A 17,398-nucleotide genomic window follows, 5' to 3' on the forward strand; every position below is an offset into this window, starting at 1 on the left:
CTTCTTCGAGGGATGGAGCGCTATGCGTAGGGATCGCCCCCGAGCCGTTGTCCTGGTCCTCGCGTGTTCGGCGTTGATCCTTTCCGGAGTCGGCGTCGCGGCCGCCCACGACGGCAGCGGCCAGGCGCCCGGTGCTCGTTCGGTCGAGCAGCAAGCCCTGATCCACCAGGCGCGGCAGCGGGCCGCCAGTGCCCGCGACCGCGCCGAATCCGCGCAACGCGCCGACGTTCCGAGCGCGAAAGCCGGCGGTAAGGCGAAGACCAGCGTCGGCCCGCGCGACACCATCCACACCGGGATCGACAGCGCGACGAAGGCGGCCGAGGCCGCCTCGTCGGCTGCCACTGCCGCCCAAGCCGCCGCCGACGCGGCCCACGCCGCCTTGACCGCCGTCCTCGCCACCGAGGACGCCACCGCCAGCTTCCTCGGCGCGTTCGAAGCCGATCGCGCCGCTCGGGCCGCTGACGAAGCCGCCGCCGCTCCTGAGAACGTCGAACTGGCCAATGCCGCAGCGGCGGCGGAGAACAGGGCTGTCAAGGTGACCACTCGACGGACCGACGTGGCGGTTCCCCCGATCAAGAAGCGATAGTTCGGATAGACGAAGGGCCAGCGCCGAACGCTGGCCCTTCCTTATATCTATCTTCCGTGCCGACTACGCGCCTGCCTGCGGCTCGCTGACTGTCGTGGGATCGATGACGCCGAACGCCTCGCCTTGCGGGCCCTGCAGCACACCCATCCGGCCGAACGGGCTGTCGTGCACGCCCATCAGGACCGTCGCGCCGAGTTCGGTCGCCTTGGTGACGGACGCGTCGGTGTTGTCGACCTGAAACCAGGTCAGCCAGAACGACGGGGAGTCGCCGGGCGTCTTGCTCGCGTCGTTGATGCCGCCGACCGGGTCGCTGCCCTCGGTCAGGCCGAAGGTGGCATAGACGAAATCCTGGCCGTCGCCGATTTCGGTGTAGTGCCAACCGAATACGGCCGCGTAGAACTCCTGGGACTGCTTGTACTGATCGGTGTGCAGCTCGTTCCAGCAGTAGGCGCCGTCCTCGTTGTAGATGCCTGCGCCGGTGTGCGCCTTGGCTTCCCACACGCCGAAGATCGCGCCCACCGGGTCGGCGGCGACGAACATCCGGCCGACATCGAGCACGTCGAAGGGCGGCATCATCACCGAACCACCGGCGGCCGTGACCTTTTCGGCGATCTCGTCGGCACTGTCGGCGGCGAAGTAGGTGGTCCACACCGACGGCATCGCCATGCCGTCCGGCTTGAGCCCGATCCCCGCGGCGGGCCTGCCGTGGCGTAGCGCCATCAGATAGCCGCCCGCGTCCGGCGGGCCATCCTGGATTTCCCAGCCGAACAGATCCCCGTAGAACTCGCGGGCCCGCGTGGTGTCGTCGACCTGACTGTCGACCCAGCACGGTGTCCCCTGTGGCCAGCTTCCGTCATGAGTGGGCATATCCGTGGCCTCCTGACCTCGGTGTACTGATGTGCGGCCGGACGCGGCCGGCACGCGGCAAGTCAACCACCGGGCCACTACCGGGCAGGGCGGAATCGGCTTTCCGGACGGGCACGTTCTGGCAACGGCGGGGCAAGCGACGCGAACCGGACACACCACGCTGATTTGTTGCCGGAAGGGGGCTTGATCAGGAGTATGGCGGGATGATCACAACATCCGACGTCGGGCGGGAACCGCTACGGCTGGACGAGCTTCCGGTTCGTCCCATTCATCGCAAGTTGGTGGCGCTCGTCGGTGCCGGATTGTTCTTCGATCTGTATGAGCTGTTCCTCGCCGGGACGATTACCGGGGTGCTGAAGCAGGAGATGCACCTGTCCACGTTCCAGCTCAGCGGGATCCTGGCGTCGGCGTTCGCCGGGCAGTTCCTCGGTGCGCTGGTGATCGGGCGGTTGTCCGATGTGTTCGGCAGGCGGCGGATGTTCATGATCAACATCGCGTTGTATTCCGGGTTCACGCTGCTCGGCGCGTTCAGTCCGAACATCATGTTCCTGATGGCGACGCGATTCCTGGCCGGGCTCGGGATCGGTGCCGAGATGACCGTGTCGGATACCTATCTGTCGGAAGTGGTTCCGCCGCAGGTGCGTGGGCGGATGATCGCGATGGCGTACACGATCGGGTTCTGTGCGGTGCCGACCGTCGGGTTCCTCGCCAAATGGCTGGTTCCGTTGCAGCCCTTCGGTGTCGACGGCTGGCGTTGGCTGTTCGTGATCGGCGGGCTCGGCGCCGCGGTGGTGGTCGTCGCGCGGCGGGACATGCCGGAGTCGCCGCATTGGCTTGCGCGGCAGCAGAACAAGACGAAGGGCCTGCCGTTCAGCGCGATCGTCCGGCCGCCGTACCGCGGCAAGACGACGCTGTTCTCCGCGGTGATGATCCTGCAGGTGTTCGGCTACTACGGATTCGGCACCCTGGCGGTACTTGTGTTGGACCGCAAGGGATTCGAGGTGGTCACCTCGCTGAGCTACTTGGCCATCACCTATCTCGGCTACCCGCTGGGGTCACTGCTGGCGATCCCGTTGATCGAGCGGATAGAACGCAAGTACCTCGTGATGGGGACCGCGACACTGATGGCACTGTTCGGCCTGACCTTCGGCTTCGCCACCAGCGTGCCGCTCATCCTGTTGTCGGGCGGGTTGTTCACCATCGCCAGCAATGTCTTCTCCGACGCTATCCACGCGTACCTGCCGGAGTCGTTCCCGACCGCGGTGCGCGGCACCGCATCCGGCGCGACCTATTCGCTGTCGAAGGTGAGCACCGCGCTGCTGCCGTTCCTGTTGCTGCCGCTGCTCGACCGGGCGAACGGGCCAGGGCTGGTGTTCTCGGTGATCACCGTCGCGTTGCTCGTGATGGTCGCGCTCGTCGGGGTGTGGGGCCCGATCACCGGCAGGCGTGCCTTGGATGAGGTGTGAACCTATTGAGCGAGGGTGGGTGCGGTGTGCGACCAGCGGTGCTCAGCTAGTTCTGCAACGATGAAGCGGGCGAGGTCGGTTACCGGCACTTTCCAACCGCCGCTTGGATTTTCGCCGTCCACGACTCGGTAGGTCGCGGTCGGCGGGTCGTCGGTCAGGCGGGCAGGGCGGACAAAGGTCCAGTCCACGGCGGACTCGCTGATGATGGATTCCATCAGGCGCATGTCACCGTAGAGCTCGTTCATCAGGGTTCGTGCCAGAAGGCGGTACCACAGTGCGTGATTCGGGTCGTCTCGACGAACGCCACTGGAGGTGATGGCGATCAGGCGGGGCACTCCGGTGGATTGCATCGCCGCGACCATGGCGCGGGCGGCGTCAGAATAGAGGCCGTCGGCATGTCGGCCCGCAGGGCCGATCGCGCTCACCACCGCGTCGTGACCCGCGACGGCCGCGCGCACGCTGTCCGGGTCGCGGACGTCGGCACGGGCCACGGTGAGCCGTCGCTGGTCGGCCGATGACAGCTTTGCCGGATCGCGGACCGCTGCGGTGACATCGTGACCGGCGGTCAGCGCCTCGGTCACGATTACTCGACCCGCTCGTCCGGCGGCTCCGAAAACGATCACCTTCATGGCAACTCCTCCGCAGTCTCTCGATCAGTGATCGTAACGATCACTGATCGTTCCGAACGATGCTCGCTCCGACCACTGTTTGTCAAGCTAGGATTCGACACATGCCCGGCAGCCCCCGCCCCAATCCCCGCACCAGCCCCGCGAAGGCGCCACTGAGCCTCGACGCAATCGTGGCCGCGTCCCTCGACCTCGTCGACGAGCTGGGCTGCGCCGCGGTGAGCATGCGTCGAGTGGCGCAGGTTCTCGATACGGGGTCGGCGTCGCTGTATGTCTATGTGAGCGACCGGCGTGAGCTGATGCTGCTGACCCACGACCTCGCCGTGGCCGCCGTCGAACTGCCGACCGACGGCGATTGGCGCACTCGGCTGGAACTACTCGTCGAACGGGTCGTCGCCGCGCTCGCTGAGCACCGCGACCTAGCCTCCGTCGGATTCACCGAAGCGCCGACGGGCCCGCACATCCTGCGGCTCATCGAGGAGATGCTGCGGCTGCTCCGTCTCGGTGGGCTCGAGGACGCCGCCAGCGCCTGGGCCGTCGACCTGCTCGGCCAGTACATCGCCTCCGCCGCCTTGGAGTCCGCCGCACGGACCGACACCGAGACCGTCGATGCGACCGCCGCCCGGCTCGATGCGGTCTACCAAGCACTGCCTGCCGAGGACTACCCCACGATCCGGGAACTGGCCCCACTGCTCACCAGCGGAGGGGGCGCGCGGGCGACATGGAAGCTGCGCGTCATCATCGACGGATTGCTCGCGCAGTCCTGAATCCGACCTGGTGGCCTATCGGAGTTGGGTCGAAGTGGCCCTCGGCTCGGCCAAATGGCAGCGCTAACGTCGCTTGATATGACCGAGATTCGCGAAATCAACGCAGACCAGACGAAGTTGGGTGCGGCGGCGCTGCTCAAGCTGCGGCCGCGCTGGGGCACGGTCGACGCGCTCGTCGACTTCGTCGACACCGACCTGCGGCCGCGCGGCTACCGGCTCGTCGGAGTGTTCACCGAGGCCGACGACTCAGCAGTCTCGGTACTGGGATTTCGCGAGGCCTGGCACAGCGCATGGGGCCATCATCTGTACGTGGACGACCTGATCACCACGCCCGCCGCACGCGGTCACGGCCACGCCGATCTCCTCATGACCTGGGCAAAACAGGAAGCGCGACGCCTGAACTGCGAAGCCGTCCACCTCGATTCCGGCGTCGGCCCCGACCGCGCCCCCGCCCACCGCCTCTACATGCGCCATCACCTGGCGATCACCGCCCACCACTTCACCGTGTCGACAGACAGCTACTGACCGGCCGACCGCCTGTCGCTCGGCATCGATAAGCGATCAGCGCAGCAGATCCGGTGCACGAAGCACCGGATCGTCCGGCTTCGCCAGTACCCAGCGCAGACCATCCGCCTCTACGAACGGCGTGTTCTCGTCGTGGTCGTCCCAGGGGGTCAGGCGGACACTGATCCACTCGTCGCCTGCAGGTACCGGCAGGTGCAAGACGCGGGCTATCTGCTGACCGCGCGGTGAACCATTGAGCAGCACAATGCCTTCCGCCGCTACCAGTCGGTGCGCCTCACGAACCCTGCGTCCGTAGTCGTCCTGCAGCGCGACGGTCGCTGCGGTCGTCCGTGAAATCGGTTGACGCTGCGCCCGCCGCAACAACTCGGCGATTCGCTCCTTGGCCGACTGAGGCGCGAAGATCGCGTCGAGATCCGGCTGCGGAAGGTGCACAAGGACGTTGTTCGGCAACGCGGCATCCCGGTGCAGCCAGCGGATGGCCTTGCGGCCTTCCACTGAGAGGGTGATCTTCCCATCACGGTTTCTGCCAACGTTGAGCAACTCTGGATCGGCTCGGACGAGACCACCGCTCCATGTGGACGTTCGATCTTCGGCAGTGAGCAGCAACAAGATGCCGCCCGCCGCTCTGGGTGCGATCATCCATCCGGCGGGCTTTGTCGAGTACTGGCAATCGAACTCTATGCCGCCGAAGGTGAAGGCAAGCTGCGCTCCCCGCTCTAATCCGAACTCACGCCGCAGCTCGATCTCGACCCGGGTGCCCACCGTTGCTCGCTCGACCTTGCTGAGCTGATCCCACCGGAATCGGCCGGTACGACTTCCATCCAGCGGAAAGTCCAGCGCGCGACGGAGCACAGCCGCCATCTTGCTGCCGTCCGGGTCCGCGCTGCGGAGTGCACGCTCGAGGGTCTCGAGGTCAGCTCTGGTGGCGTGCGGGACGAAGCCGGACGCGGTCCGCTCCGGCCGCGTGTCGAGTGCGGCAGGTGGATGCGCCACAACATCGACCGCGCGGTGTGCTTCGAGATCGCGAATCCTGCGCTGCGCGATCGCCAGTGCGCTCCTGGCCGCATCTCGCTCTTTCTCGGTACGCCGGAGATCGCGCTCGAGGTTCGCGACTACGGTGGCCGAGGCACCGGGTTCCACCTGAGCCTGAGCCCGTGCGTGGTGGGACGCGAGCAACCAGACGATTGCGGCCGAGTTCCACTCCGACCGCCGTGTTTCCGTCTGGTGCCGGCGTTCGGCGAGCAACTCGTCCTGAGTCGCGAGCAGCTGCTGTCGAAGCCTGTCGATCTCGGAACGCAGGCCACTCACCGTGGGATCCGCTCCGGTCGCGACCCGAACGCGAGGAGTCGGCTTGGCAGCCTGCCGCTGCAGATCCGTTGCCCGCTGCCGAACCGACTCCACCTCGCCCGGCGGTACGCAGATCGTGATGATCGCGTCGATCAACGAGCTCGCACTCAAAAGGTCTATGCCAGTGAGACGGCGACTCACGGTGGCGCGAGACGGGGGCGGCGTCCCGGCCGGAAAATGCTTGTCTTCGAACGCCTCGCATAGCTCCCGCACCGACATCCGAGCTCTTCGTAGCTGTTCCTGGAGTAGCAGGGCGAGCTCGTTGATCTCGTCAGTCCCACCCTTGAGCTCCCCCCATGGACGACCTGAACGTCCCATCCCTCCCCTTTGTCTCGCAACAATGTGGATTGTCTCTGAGACAACTTTACCTCTGACGATCTTCGCCGCCAAAGTTGAAGTATCCGGTGAGCGCACAGCTCGCCAACGTGCCGAGGAGAACGATTGACGGTGTGCTTCGACCTCGACGAAGTGAGGGTGGCCAGGTGACGATAGGAGCCGTCCTGCCCGACCTCACGGCTGTTCAGACCGTGTGCTTGGCGGTTGCGACCTACGGCCTGGCCGCCTTGCGCTACACCCTGATCTACCTGAGCGACAAGAATGATCGCGACGCCGTCAACGCTCGTCTCAGCAATTCGCTGGAGGGGGTGGGCGATGACCAGCGCGCTGCGGTTGTCCGGGCCCAAGCGCAACTCGAGGCGACGCAACGACACAACCGGCTAGGCCGAGGGCGGTGATCGATCCGGAAGTCCGAGCGTGGCTACGGCTCCCAGATCCGCCACTGCCGGATACAGAAAAACGGCCCGGAACTGTGTGTTCCGGGCCGTGTTCGTTGTAGCGGGGACAGGATTTGAACCTGCGACCTCTGGGTTATGAGCCCAGCGAGCTACCGAGCTGCTCCACCCCGCGTCGGTAAACACAACATTACACACGGGTTCACGTTGATGCCAAATCGCCTGGTTGGAAGCGCATTTGCTGCTCTTGAAGGTGGGTAGCGACGCGGTTTCCAATGGCCAGGAAGCGGGGGCGGAGAGCGGGGTCACACAGGCCCTGCGGCGGCGAACCGTGCGGGCCGCGCGGCCGGTTCGATGATGCGGATGGGCCTATCACTGGTTGCGGCAACCGGTTAAACGTGATGCGGGTCACAATATCGTAGTGATCTCGAACACATAACGTTGCTATAACAGACCGTCCAGAATGCGTGTCGGCGGCATTTGCGACCTGCACAAAGGGCCATATTCGGGTTATTCGCATCATGGAATGCGAGTGTTATCAAGACGTGATCTGCCGAGATTTCTTCGTTACCGTGCGTTCACGGCCCGGATCATCCGTGAAGGGCTCGAACTCGAACCGTTCGAATACCGGCGACCCTGTCCCACGGTTCGAGGATCCCCGACAACCTGGGGGCAGGGACCGGCGGCTCTTTCGCCGAGTTGGTAGGCGCAGGGAGGGAAATGCACTTATGACTGAGAACCGGAAGTTCAACGCCCGCGCCCTCGGCTTTGCCGCCGTTACCGGCGCACTTGTTGCCGTCCCGTTCGCACTCTCCTCCGCGACCGCATCGGCCGCGCCTGCCCACAACTGGGACGGCGTCGCGCAGTGCGAGAGCGGCGGCAACTGGGGCATCGCCACCGGCAACGGCTTCTACGGAGGTCTGCAGTTCTCGCAGAGCACCTGGGCCGCCAACGGTGGCCACGGCTCCGCCAACAACGCCAGCAAGGACGAGCAGATCCGCGTCGCGGAGAACGTGCTCGCCAGCCAGGGCCAAGGCGCCTGGCCGGTGTGCGGCCAGTACCTGCGTCCCGGCACGTCCGAGCCGGAGCCCCAGGCGGTCCAGGAGCCGGAGCAGGCCCCCGAGCCCGCCGCACCCGCCCTCCCTGCCGTCCCCGGCAGCCCCAAGGCCCTGGTCGATCAGGCCAAGTCCGTCGGCGGCGACCTGGCGAAGCAGCACGGCCTGGACGCACAGTTCCAGCAGATCCTGGAGCAGAACGGCTCGCTGATCGAGTCGATCGCGGGTCGCTGAGTTTCAGCCAACACCGAATCGGCGCTGTTATCCCGTCAAGGGACAGCAGCGCCGATCCGTTTGTCCGACGAGCAAACTCGAATAGGTATTCATGAGTTTGCTACCAACGTTCTGGGAACCAACGTTGGTACTACAACTACGTCGGAAGCAACATTCGGAACCGAAAAAGTATTTACCGTAACGAAATACGCCGCCATCAATGATGGCGGCGTATTTTCGTTCCGTTATCGACGTTGCTAGCGCCCTGCGTCCTGGTACGCCTTGACCGCCGCGTCCAGTTCGTCGAGTGCTCGACCGAAGTCCTGGAAGTTGCCCGTGCGCATAGCATTACGCACCGCGTCGATCTTCTGGTTCAGCGCAGCGGCCGCAGCATCCTTCGCCGCGGAGGAACCGGTCGGCGGCGCGGTGCCGGCCGGTGGCGGGGTACCGGTGTTCGGCGGCGGAGTGCCCTGATCCACCGGCGGCGGCACGGAACCCGGACGCGGCCGAGTACCCGAGTCACCGCCGAATGGTGTTGCCAGCGCACCACTTCCGGGTAGTACCTGGTTCAACGCCTCGGCCAAGGTGGAGGCGTAGCCCACCTTCACACTGCCCGCGTCGTCCCGGTAACTCACCAGGACGCGCAGCAGCTGCGGGAAGGTCGCGGTGTTAGCTCCGGTATTACGTTCGTTGTAGAACGGCTCAACATAGAGAATGCCGCCGTCGGCGATCGGCAGGGTCAGCAGGTTGCCGTATTTGATCTTGTTCGAGTTGGACAGCAGCGTCTTCTCTCGAGAGACCTCCGGCGCCGTCGTCATTCGGTTCTGCGTCTGCTGTGGGCCGAGCGTCTGCGTATCGGTCGGCAACCGCAAGATGGTGAACTTGCCGTAATCGTCCGGATCCGACCGCACCGAGATATACGCCGACAGGAACTGACGGTTGTAGCCGACCATCGCGCTGGTCAGATTGAAGACCGGCTTGTTGCCGCCCTTCGGGTCACCGAGCAGCACGTAGTAGGGCGGCTGGTTGGCCGGTGCCCCGCCATCGATCGTCGGGTCGGCGGCCACCGACCAGAAGGCGTTGTTGGTGAAGAACTCGCGCGGATCGTCGACGTGGTACTTGGTCAGCATTTCGCGCTGCACCTTGAACAGGTCTTCCGGGTAACGGAAGTGCGCGCGCAGCTCCGGGGTGATCGCGCTCTCCGGTTGCACGGCCCCGGGGAACACGCCCCGCCAGGCCTTGAGCACCGGGTCCTTCGAGTCCACCTCGTACAGCTTCACGGTGCCGTCGTAGGCGTCCACGGTGGCCTTGACCGAGTTGCGGATGTAGCTGACCTGCTTACGCGGCAACAGCCTGCCGGTCTTCTTGTCGATGCTGTCCTCGACACCGTCCAGCGACGTCTTCTGCGCGTACGGGTAGTCGTCCAGCGTCGTGTACGCGTCGACGATCCACTGGATCCGCCCGTTGACGACCGCCGGGTAGGCGTTGCCGTCGGTGGTCAGCCAGGGTGCCACCTTCTGCACCCGATCCCGCGGATCGCGGTTGAAGATGATCTTGGAGTCGTTGCCGATGGCCGACGAGAACAGGATGTTGCGCTCGGCGTACTTGGCGGCGAAGGCAAGCCGGTTGAACCAGTTGCCGATCGGCACGCCGCCCTTGCCGTCATAGGTGAATTGCTGGGTGTCGGAATCGTATTCGCGGGGCCGCTGGGCGTCCTTCGCGCCGACGATCGCGTAGTCCGGGCTGGCCTGCGAGATCACCTCGCCGAAGTAGATGCGCGGCTGGTCGACCTTGATCTTCTGCTTGTCCGTCGCTGTGAACAGATCGCTGACCATGAAGATCGGGTAGCCGCTGTCGCTGCTGCCGCCGGTCGCGTTCGGATCGTCGGTCTGCGGCTTGTTCACCCGGTTCGCGGGCGCGGCGACGAAACCGTTGCCGTGCGTGTAGACGGTGTGCTGGTTGATCCAGTCCTTCTGGTTACCGCTCAACGCCGCGGGCGACAGCTCACGCGCCGCCACGATGTAATCCTGCACATCGCCGTCGAGGTTGTAGCGGTCGATGTCCAGCGACTCCGGGAACCCGTAGAAGTTCTTCAGCTGACGCAGCTGAGTGAAGGTGGGCGACAAGATGTTCGGATCGAGCAGCCGGGCGTTGCCGATGGTCGCGGCGTCGACCGGAACCTGCAGCGGACTCTTGGCGCTCTCGCCCTTGTAGTCCTGATACGTGATCTTGTCGTCGGTGATCCCGAACGCCTGCCTGGTCGCGGCGATATTGCGTTGGATGTATTCGCTTTCCTTGTCCGCCGCGTTCGGGCGCACGGAGAACTGCTCGACCACCAGCGGCCACACCGCGCCGACCAGGATCGAGGACAGCACCAGCAGCGCGGCCGCCATGGCGGGCACCCGCAGATCGCGCAGCACGATGCCCGCGAAGAAGGCGAGCGCGCAGATCACCGCGATGGACAGCAGGATCAGCTTGGCGGGCAGCACCGCGTTGATATCGGTGTAGGAACCACCGGTGAAGGTGGGCTCCTTACGGCTGCTCATCAACAGCTCATAGCGATCGAACCAGTACGCGATCGCCTTGAGCAGCACGAAAAGCCCGGCGATCACGGCCAACTGGATGCGCGCGGCGCGGGTCAACGTGCCCTCGCGACCACTCAGCCGCAGCCCGCCGAACACGTAATGCGTCACCAGGCTGGCGAAGAACGCGATGACCACCGCGACGAACAGCCAGTTCAGAATCATCCGATAGAACGGCAGCTCGAAGGCGTAGAAACTGACGTCGAGATGGAACTGCGGGTCCTGCTGGCCGAACGAGCTGCTGTTCAGGAACAGATTGACGGTGACCCAATTCGATTGCGCCACCAGGCCGGAGAGGAGGCCGAGCAGCACCGGGATGCCGACACCGAACAGCCGCAACCTGCTCATCACGGTGGTGCGATAACGCGCGATCGGATCGTTCGGACCGGCCACCGGCACGAACACCGGCCGGGACCGATAGGCCAGCAGCAACGCCAGCCAGACGACCAGACCGACGAAAAGCGCGACGGCGAGGAACAACAGGATCCGCGTCCGCAACACGGTGAGATACACGTTGCGGAAACCGACCTCGCCGAACCACAACCAATTGGTATAGGTGTCGGTCAGTCGTGGACCGAGCAGCAGCAACGCCGCGAGGGCAATGGCCGCCAGCAGCAGCACGCGGCTGCGTCGGGAAAGCGAAGGTAATCCGGTGGGGGGCCGCATGCCCACGGTGCCACTCTCCAAGGTCCGGCGGCACTCGCGCCGAAAGCCCGGCCGAGATGCCGCAGTCCGATGTTGCGGGTGGTCCTTTCGGACCGTTCGGCCCCACTCTACGGAATCGGACACCGATCACACGCTCTGCCTATTGTTCGACGCCCGGAGAACTCTCGCCTGGCGGTGAATTGGGCGCGAAGCTCGGGTTTGTGGATTGGCTGCTGGGTCGATTTGATTGGATGTTCCCCGTGACCCCCGCAGATCTGCACGCCGAACTCGTCCTCGCCCGCTCCGTCCGCGAGGTCGCCGAATTCGTCGACGTCGAAGGGTGGGGCAGACCGCCGCAGATGTTCGCGCTGGTGCCCACCGCCGACCTGGTCGCGGCCCAGCCCGAGCTGCTCGAGGAAGTCGACGAGGCGGCCGAGCTCACTCCCGTTGCCCAGGAACTGTTTCCGGACGACATCACCGGCGGCTCGGTGGCGCTCGACGAGTTCCTCGCGACCACCAGCTGGCCACCCGCCGTGCAGGGCTGCGTGCTGGTGCAGGAGATCGTGGTGCTGCCGCCGGACGCCGAATCCACCCTGGACGAGGCGCTGGTGCCGCTGCTGGCCGACCACGAGGCGGCCGACGCCGCCGCGCGCGCCGCCGCCGAGGCCCATCCGGACCGGCGCGAGGCCAGGCTGTTCGCCGCGGTGCTGCGCGAGGGCGCGTCGCTGTGTCTGCTGCAGCTGCGTCCCGAGGACGACGCCGACGATTTCGGCGACATGGACCTGCGCACCTACCCGAACCTGGCGCCCAACCTGATCGACGCGCTGCACGCCACGCTGGAGTGGTCCGGGCTGGACTGACCTCAGCCGCAGCTGACGGTTTCTTTGCCCGCGTTGATGTCGTTGAGCGATTGCACGGCGCCGGTGAGGGTTTCGACCTTCACCAGGCGCAGGCCGTCGGGCGTGCGCTGCTTGGCCTCGTTGCAGTTCGCGGCGGGCACCATGAAGGTCTCCGCGCCCGCGTCGCGCGCGGCCATCATCTTGTATTGGATGCCGCCGATCGGTCCGACCTTGCCGTCCTGATCGATGGTTCCGGTGCCCGCGACGAACTTGCTGCCGTCCAGCTCGCCGGGGGTGAGCTTGTCGATCAGCGCGAGGCTGAACATCAGACCGGCCGACGGGCCGCCGATGTCGGCGAGGTTGAAGTCCACCTGCAGCGGTGGGCGCGCGCCCTCGCCCGGAGTCACGCCGAGGTAGCCCTTGTTCTTGTCGTCCGGTCGCGCGCCGAGGGTCACCTCAACGGTCTGCTCGGCGCTGTCGCGGCGCAGCCGCATGGTCAGCTTGGCACCCGGCGGCTGCGCCGACACGGCCGTGACCACGTCCTTCGGCGCGGCGATCGGCGCGCCGTTGATGCTGATGATCTCGTCGCCCTGGTGCAGCACATCCTTGGCCGGGCCGTCGTCGGCCACCTTGCGCAGCAGCACCACGGTCGGCATGTTCAGGTAGTGCAGCGCCGCGACCTCGGCATTGCCCTCGGAATCCTTGAAGTCCTGCTGGTTGGACTTGTCGATCTCGTCCCGCGACACCCCGGGTGGGTACACCTCCGAGCGCGGCACCAGGCCGTGCTTGCCGCTCACCCAGAAGCCGAACGCCTCGAAGATGCTCAACCCGTCGCGCACCGACACGGTCGTCATGTTGAGGTGGCCGGTGGTCGGGTCCACCTCGGTGCCTCGGACGTCCACCACCTCTTTGCCATCGACCTTGCCGAGCGTGTTGAAGGTGGGGCCGGGGCCGAGTGCGACGAACGGCACAGTGAGCACGGTGCCGAGCGCGCCGAGCACGAGCACCGGGATCAGAGCGGCCACCAGGGTCAGGATCCGACGATTCACCTGGACCACAGTAATGATGGCCGCTGTCGAACGACGGCAGAGGCGACATTCGGCCTTCCCGCGCGTCCCCGGTTTCGCGCCGCGCGAACATCAACTGCCTGCACTGGACGCGTAACGTGAAGCATATGAGTGACGTCCCCTTCGGATTTTCGAACCGCGACGACGACGACCGCAAGCGCGGTGACGAGCCGGGCGGTCCCGAGTCGAACAACCCGTTCGGAGTGGGTGGACCGGGCGGCGGTTTCGATCCGTCACAGCTCGGGCAGATGTTGACCTCGCTCGGTCAGATGCTCAGTGGCATGGGACAGCCGGGTTCGGCGCAGTCCGGCCCGGTGAACTACGACGTCGCCAAGCGACTGGCCCGCCAGCAGCTCGGCGCGAGCGTGACGCCGGTGTCGGCGAGCACCGCGAGTGCCGTCGCCGATGCCGCGCACCTCGCCGAGCTGTGGCTCGACGGCGCGACCACCCTGCCCGCGGGCGCGAGCAAGACCGTGGCGTGGACCGCCAACGACTGGATCGAAGAGACGCTGACCACCTGGCAGCGGCTGTGCGACCCGGTGGCCCAACAGATATCAGGCATGTGGACCGCGTCGCTGCCGGAGGAAGCCAGGGAGTTCGCGGCGCCGATGGTCGGCATGCTCGGTCAGATGGGCGGCCTCGCGTTCGGCTCGCAGCTGGGTCAGGCGCTGGGCCAGCTCGCCAAGGAGGTGCTGACCTCCACCGACATCGGCCTGCCGCTCGGCCCGACCGGTACCGCCGCCCTGCTGCCCGCCGCCATCGCTGAGTTCAGCGCTGGCCTGGAGCAGCCGGAGAGCGAGATCATGGTGTTCCTCGCGGCCAGGGAAGCGGCGCATCAGCGACTGTTCGGGCACGTGCCGTGGCTGCGCCAGCAGGTGCTCGCCGCGGTCGAGGACTACGCGCGCGGCATCCGGATGGACTTCTCCGCGCTGGAGGAGGCCGCCCAGGGCATCGACCCGACGGCGCTGACCGATCCGGGCAAGCTCGAGGAGATCCTGTCGCAGGGCGCGTTCGAGCCGCAGACCACGCCGGAGCAGAAGCAGGCGCTGGAACGGTTGGAGACCCTGCTCGCGTTGATCGAGGGCTGGGTGGAGGTCGTGGTCACCGATGCCGTCGGTGACCGGCTGCCCGGCGCGGGCGCGCTGGCCGAGACGCTGCGCAGGCGGCGTGCCACCGGCGGTCCAGCCGAGCAGACGTTCGCGACCCTGGTCGGTCTGGAGCTGCGGCCGCGCAAGCTGCGCGAGGCCGCGGCGCTGTGGCGCAGGCTCACCAACGATGCGGGCATGGAGAAGCGTGACGGCGTCTGGGCGCACCCGGACCTGCTGCCCGACTCCAACGACCTGGACTCCCCCGCCGGATTCATCGATTCGGTGATCGGCGGCGGCACCACCGCGTTCGACGATCCGCTGGCGCAACTCGAGGAGACCGAGGCGCGGGAGAAGGCCGAGCGCGACAAGTCCGACGAGGCTGCTCAGCGGCGCGCGGACGGCGGCGAGTCCGGCCCTGACCTGGACAAGGACAGCGGCACGTCCGCCTGATTGCCCTGTTGGTAGTGCCGAATCCCTGTGGATAACTGCGGGATTCGGCACCAATCCGTCGGTCCGGGTTACGCATACTGCCGGGCATGACATCACTGTGTCGTGGTCCGATGCTGCCCCCGCAGCTCACCGTGCTGGTGCGCCCGTCCGGCACCGTGCAGCTCGGCTGGCATCCCGAGACCGCGTTGCTGCTCGACGCGGCCGGGCTCGACGCCGACACCGTGCTGGCCTTCCTACGCCTGCTGGACGGGACCCAGACCCGGCCCCAAATCGTCTGGCGGGCAGGCGAATGCGGCATCGAGCCGGATCTCGCGATGGCGCTGCTCGACGTGCTCGACGAGGCCGGGCTGCTCGAACATCCCGAGGATCGCGGCGGGCGGATCCGGTCGGTGCGGGTGCACGGGCTCGGGCCGATATCGGACGCGATCGTCGCGGGGCTGCGCAAACTCGGTGTGCGGCCGAGCCGTTCGCGCGACTACCGTCCGCACGCGGCGCCGGTGTCCAGCTGGCGGGCCGACCTGGTGGTGCTGGCCGACACGATCATCGCCGACCCGCGGCTCATCGACGATCTGGTGCGGCACCGGATCGCCCACCTGCCGGTGCGGATCCGCGACGGCCGCGGCGTGATCGGCCCGCTCGTGCTGCCCGGCGCGACCAGTTGCCTGCGCTGTGCCGATCTGCTGCGCGCCGACAACGACGCGGACTGGCCGCATCTGGCCGCGCAGCTGCTCGACCGAGTCGGGCACGCGTCCCCGGCCAAGATCGCCGCCACCGCCGCCCTCGCGGTCAGCGAAGTGGAGGACATCCTGGCGCTGTCGACCCGCCGGAAGCTGGCCACGTTGGATGCGACTCTCGAATTAGACCTGGCCGCACGGCTGCTCGATCGGCGGCAGTGGCCGCGCCACGCGGAGTGCGATTGCCGTCGAATTCCCGCTGGGCTCACCGCATGTCGAGCGCGCCCTCGGCCGCCGGCCGGATCCGAGATCAAGTGATCGGGGTCACTCCCGTCGGCGGCGCCGATTCAAGATTGCCATGGCTAAGTTGTGGTTCCTTCCGCCATGATGGGTACGTGTCTGAGATTGTGCGCCGTCGCTCGTCCCGTAACGCCAAGTTGGCCAAGATTCCGCTCGGCATCGCCGGGCGGGCGGCCGTGGGGTTCGGGAAGAAGCTGGCGGGCGGCGACCGGTCCGAGATCAACGCACAGCTGAACCAGAAGGCCGCTGAGCAGCTGTTCACCGTGCTCGGCGAGCTCAAGGGCGGCGCGATGAAGTTCGGGCAGGCGCTCAGCGTGATGGAGGCCGCGGTCCCCGAGGAGTTCGGTGAGCACTACCGCGAGGCCCTCACCAAACTGCAGGCCGCCGCGCCGCCGATGCCGGCCGAGACCGTGCACCGGGTGCTCGACCAGCAGCTCGGCACCCAGTGGCGGCAGCGGTTCCAGGAGTTCGACGACAACCCGGCTGCGTCGGCCAGCATCGGCCAGGTGCACAAGGCGGTGTGGTCGGACGGGCGCACCGTCGCGGTCAAGGTGCAGTACCCCGGCGCCGACGAGGCGTTGCGCGCGGACCTCAAGACGCTGAACCGGATGACCGGGCTGCTCGCGTCGGTCATTCCCGGTGCGGACGTGAAGCCGATCCTGGCCGAGATCACCGAGCGCACCGAGGAAGAACTCGACTACCGCAACGAGGCGGCCAACCAGCGCGCCTTCGCCAAGGGTTTCGACGGGCACCAGGAGATCGTGGTGCCCAAGGTGGTGGCCAGCGCGCCGAAGGTGATCGTCACCGAATGGCTGGACGGCACCGCGGTCTCCTCGATCATCAAGGCGGGCGCCGAGGATCCCGCGGGCACCCGCGAGCTGCGCAACCGGGTCGCGGGCCTGATGGGCCGCTTCCACTTCTCCTCCCCCGAGACCGTCGGCCTGCTGCACGCCGACCCGCACCCCGGCAACTTCATGATGCTCGATGACGACAAGCTTGCCGTCATCGACTTCGGCGCCTGCGCGCCGATGCCGAACGGCTTTCCCGTGGTGCTCGGCCGGATGCTCGCGCTGTCCGTCGAGGAGCGCTTCGAGGAACTCACCACGCTCATGTACGACAACGGCTGGGTCATCCCGGGCCGCACCGTCACGCACAAGGAGATCGCCGACTACCTGCGCCCGTTCACCGATCCGATCAAGTCCGACTCGTTCCACTTCACCCGCAAGTGGATGCAGCGGGTCGCGGGCAAGGCCTCCGACATCTCCAGCCAGGAGATGAAAACCGCACGCGCCCTACAGCTCCCGGCCGAATACGTAATGATCTTCCGCGTCCTCGGCGGCTCCGTCGGCATCCTCGCCCAGCTCGACGCCGAACTGCCCTTCATGGAACTGGTCCGCACCTGGATGCCCGGCTTCCGCGAGGAACGCACGGCCAGCTGAGGCGAAGACATCGCTGAGTCGAAGGCATTGCGCGCCCGCCCCAGGCGTAAGCTGCCCGGTCGGCGGGACCCTGCCGGGCGACGCCAATTGCGGGGAACGGGGTGGTTGGTCGGTTAGCCTCGTCTCAGGTC

Annotated in this window: 15 protein-coding genes and 1 tRNA gene; 10 read left to right on the forward strand and 6 right to left on the reverse strand. The window is 66.6% G+C overall.

The genetic code is table 11. The features are described 5' to 3' along the window. The first annotated feature begins 22 nt into the window (after positions 1-22). The gene (locus ACIBK2_RS34245) at positions 23-586 is read left to right on the forward strand and encodes a hypothetical protein (protein WP_396973438.1); all 564 of its coding nucleotides are present in this window, start codon (positions 23-25) and stop codon (positions 584-586) included. 63 nt (positions 587-649) lie between these two features. Here ACIBK2_RS34245 and ACIBK2_RS34250 read toward each other — a convergent pair whose 3' ends face one another. Next, a complete protein-coding gene (locus tag ACIBK2_RS34250) occupies positions 650-1,453 on the reverse strand; it encodes a VOC family protein (RefSeq protein ID WP_396973440.1) in 804 nt (267 codons plus the stop codon). A gap of 203 nt (positions 1,454-1,656) precedes the next feature. Here ACIBK2_RS34250 and ACIBK2_RS34255 point away from each other — a divergent pair, with 203 nt between their 5' ends. After that, on the forward strand, positions 1,657-2,919 hold the full coding sequence (locus ACIBK2_RS34255) for an MFS transporter (RefSeq protein ID WP_396973442.1): 1,263 nt from the start codon (positions 1,657-1,659) through the stop codon (positions 2,917-2,919). 2 nt (positions 2,920-2,921) lie between these two features. Here the strand turns inward: ACIBK2_RS34255 and ACIBK2_RS34260 are convergent, their stop codons facing one another. After that, positions 2,922-3,548, reverse strand: coding sequence for an NAD(P)-dependent oxidoreductase (locus ACIBK2_RS34260; RefSeq protein ID WP_396973444.1), 627 nt, complete (start codon positions 3,546-3,548; stop codon positions 2,922-2,924). Positions 3,549-3,649: 101 nt separating this feature from the next. Between ACIBK2_RS34260 and ACIBK2_RS34265 the strand changes: the two genes are divergently transcribed. Both ACIBK2_RS34265 and ACIBK2_RS34270 read left to right on the forward strand, forming a co-directional pair. Next, on the forward strand, positions 3,650-4,312 hold the full coding sequence (locus ACIBK2_RS34265; protein ID WP_396973446.1) for a TetR/AcrR family transcriptional regulator: 663 nt from the start codon (positions 3,650-3,652) through the stop codon (positions 4,310-4,312). Positions 4,313-4,390: 78 nt separating this feature from the next. Then, positions 4,391-4,837 carry a GNAT family N-acetyltransferase gene (locus ACIBK2_RS34270; RefSeq protein ID WP_396973448.1) on the forward strand — a complete coding sequence of 149 codons (447 nt, stop codon included), beginning with the start codon at positions 4,391-4,393 and terminating at the stop codon, positions 4,835-4,837. Between the two features lie 36 nt (positions 4,838-4,873). On the opposite strand, the gene ACIBK2_RS34275 is transcribed toward ACIBK2_RS34270, so the two are convergent. Then, positions 4,874-6,295, reverse strand: coding sequence for a NaeI family type II restriction endonuclease (locus tag ACIBK2_RS34275; RefSeq protein ID WP_396973450.1), 1,422 nt, complete (start codon positions 6,293-6,295; stop codon positions 4,874-4,876). A gap of 371 nt (positions 6,296-6,666) precedes the next feature. Between ACIBK2_RS34275 and ACIBK2_RS34280 the strand changes: the two genes are divergently transcribed. Further along, positions 6,667-6,918 (forward strand): hypothetical protein, encoded by a 252-nt coding sequence (locus tag ACIBK2_RS34280; protein ID WP_396973452.1) that lies wholly within the window; start codon positions 6,667-6,669, stop codon positions 6,916-6,918. A 98-nt stretch (positions 6,919-7,016) separates the two neighbouring features. Here the strand turns inward: ACIBK2_RS34280 and ACIBK2_RS34285 are convergent. Continuing rightward, a tRNA-Met gene (locus tag ACIBK2_RS34285) sits at positions 7,017-7,090 on the reverse strand. 553 nt (positions 7,091-7,643) lie between these two features. Between ACIBK2_RS34285 and ACIBK2_RS34290 the strand changes: the two genes are divergently transcribed. Then, positions 7,644-8,204 (forward strand): transglycosylase family protein, encoded by a 561-nt coding sequence (locus ACIBK2_RS34290; RefSeq protein ID WP_396973454.1) that lies wholly within the window; start codon positions 7,644-7,646, stop codon positions 8,202-8,204. A 236-nt stretch (positions 8,205-8,440) separates the two neighbouring features. On the opposite strand, the gene ACIBK2_RS34295 is transcribed toward ACIBK2_RS34290, so the two are convergent. Continuing rightward, positions 8,441-11,437: a UPF0182 family protein gene (locus ACIBK2_RS34295; RefSeq protein WP_396973456.1), complete on the reverse strand. Its 2,997-nt coding sequence runs from the start codon at positions 11,435-11,437 to the stop codon at positions 8,441-8,443. A 224-nt stretch (positions 11,438-11,661) separates the two neighbouring features. Here ACIBK2_RS34295 and ACIBK2_RS34300 point away from each other — a divergent pair, with 224 nt between their 5' ends. Continuing rightward, on the forward strand, positions 11,662-12,270 hold the full coding sequence (locus tag ACIBK2_RS34300; RefSeq protein WP_396973458.1) for a PPA1309 family protein: 609 nt from the start codon (positions 11,662-11,664) through the stop codon (positions 12,268-12,270). A 2-nt stretch (positions 12,271-12,272) separates the two neighbouring features. Here ACIBK2_RS34300 and ACIBK2_RS34305 read toward each other — a convergent pair whose 3' ends face one another. Continuing rightward, positions 12,273-13,298, reverse strand: a complete 1,026-nt coding sequence (locus ACIBK2_RS34305; RefSeq protein WP_396973460.1) for a PDZ domain-containing protein — start codon at positions 13,296-13,298, stop codon at positions 12,273-12,275. Between the two features lie 125 nt (positions 13,299-13,423). On the opposite strand from ACIBK2_RS34305, the gene ACIBK2_RS34310 reads away from it, so the two are divergent. From ACIBK2_RS34310 to ACIBK2_RS34320, 3 genes are all read left to right on the forward strand, one after another. Then, the gene (locus ACIBK2_RS34310; RefSeq protein ID WP_396973462.1) at positions 13,424-14,854 is read left to right on the forward strand and encodes a zinc-dependent metalloprotease; all 1,431 of its coding nucleotides are present in this window, start codon (positions 13,424-13,426) and stop codon (positions 14,852-14,854) included. Between the two features lie 86 nt (positions 14,855-14,940). Then, a complete protein-coding gene (locus tag ACIBK2_RS34315) occupies positions 14,941-15,846 on the forward strand; it encodes a hypothetical protein (RefSeq protein ID WP_396973464.1) in 906 nt (301 codons plus the stop codon). Between the two features lie 77 nt (positions 15,847-15,923). Further along, the gene (locus ACIBK2_RS34320; RefSeq protein WP_396973466.1) at positions 15,924-17,267 is read left to right on the forward strand and encodes an ABC1 kinase family protein; all 1,344 of its coding nucleotides are present in this window, start codon (positions 15,924-15,926) and stop codon (positions 17,265-17,267) included. Positions 17,268-17,398 lie beyond the last annotated feature (131 nt).

This window comes from Nocardia sp. NPDC050175 (assembly GCF_044459885.1).
Classification (GTDB): domain Bacteria; phylum Actinomycetota; class Actinomycetes; order Mycobacteriales; family Mycobacteriaceae; genus Nocardia.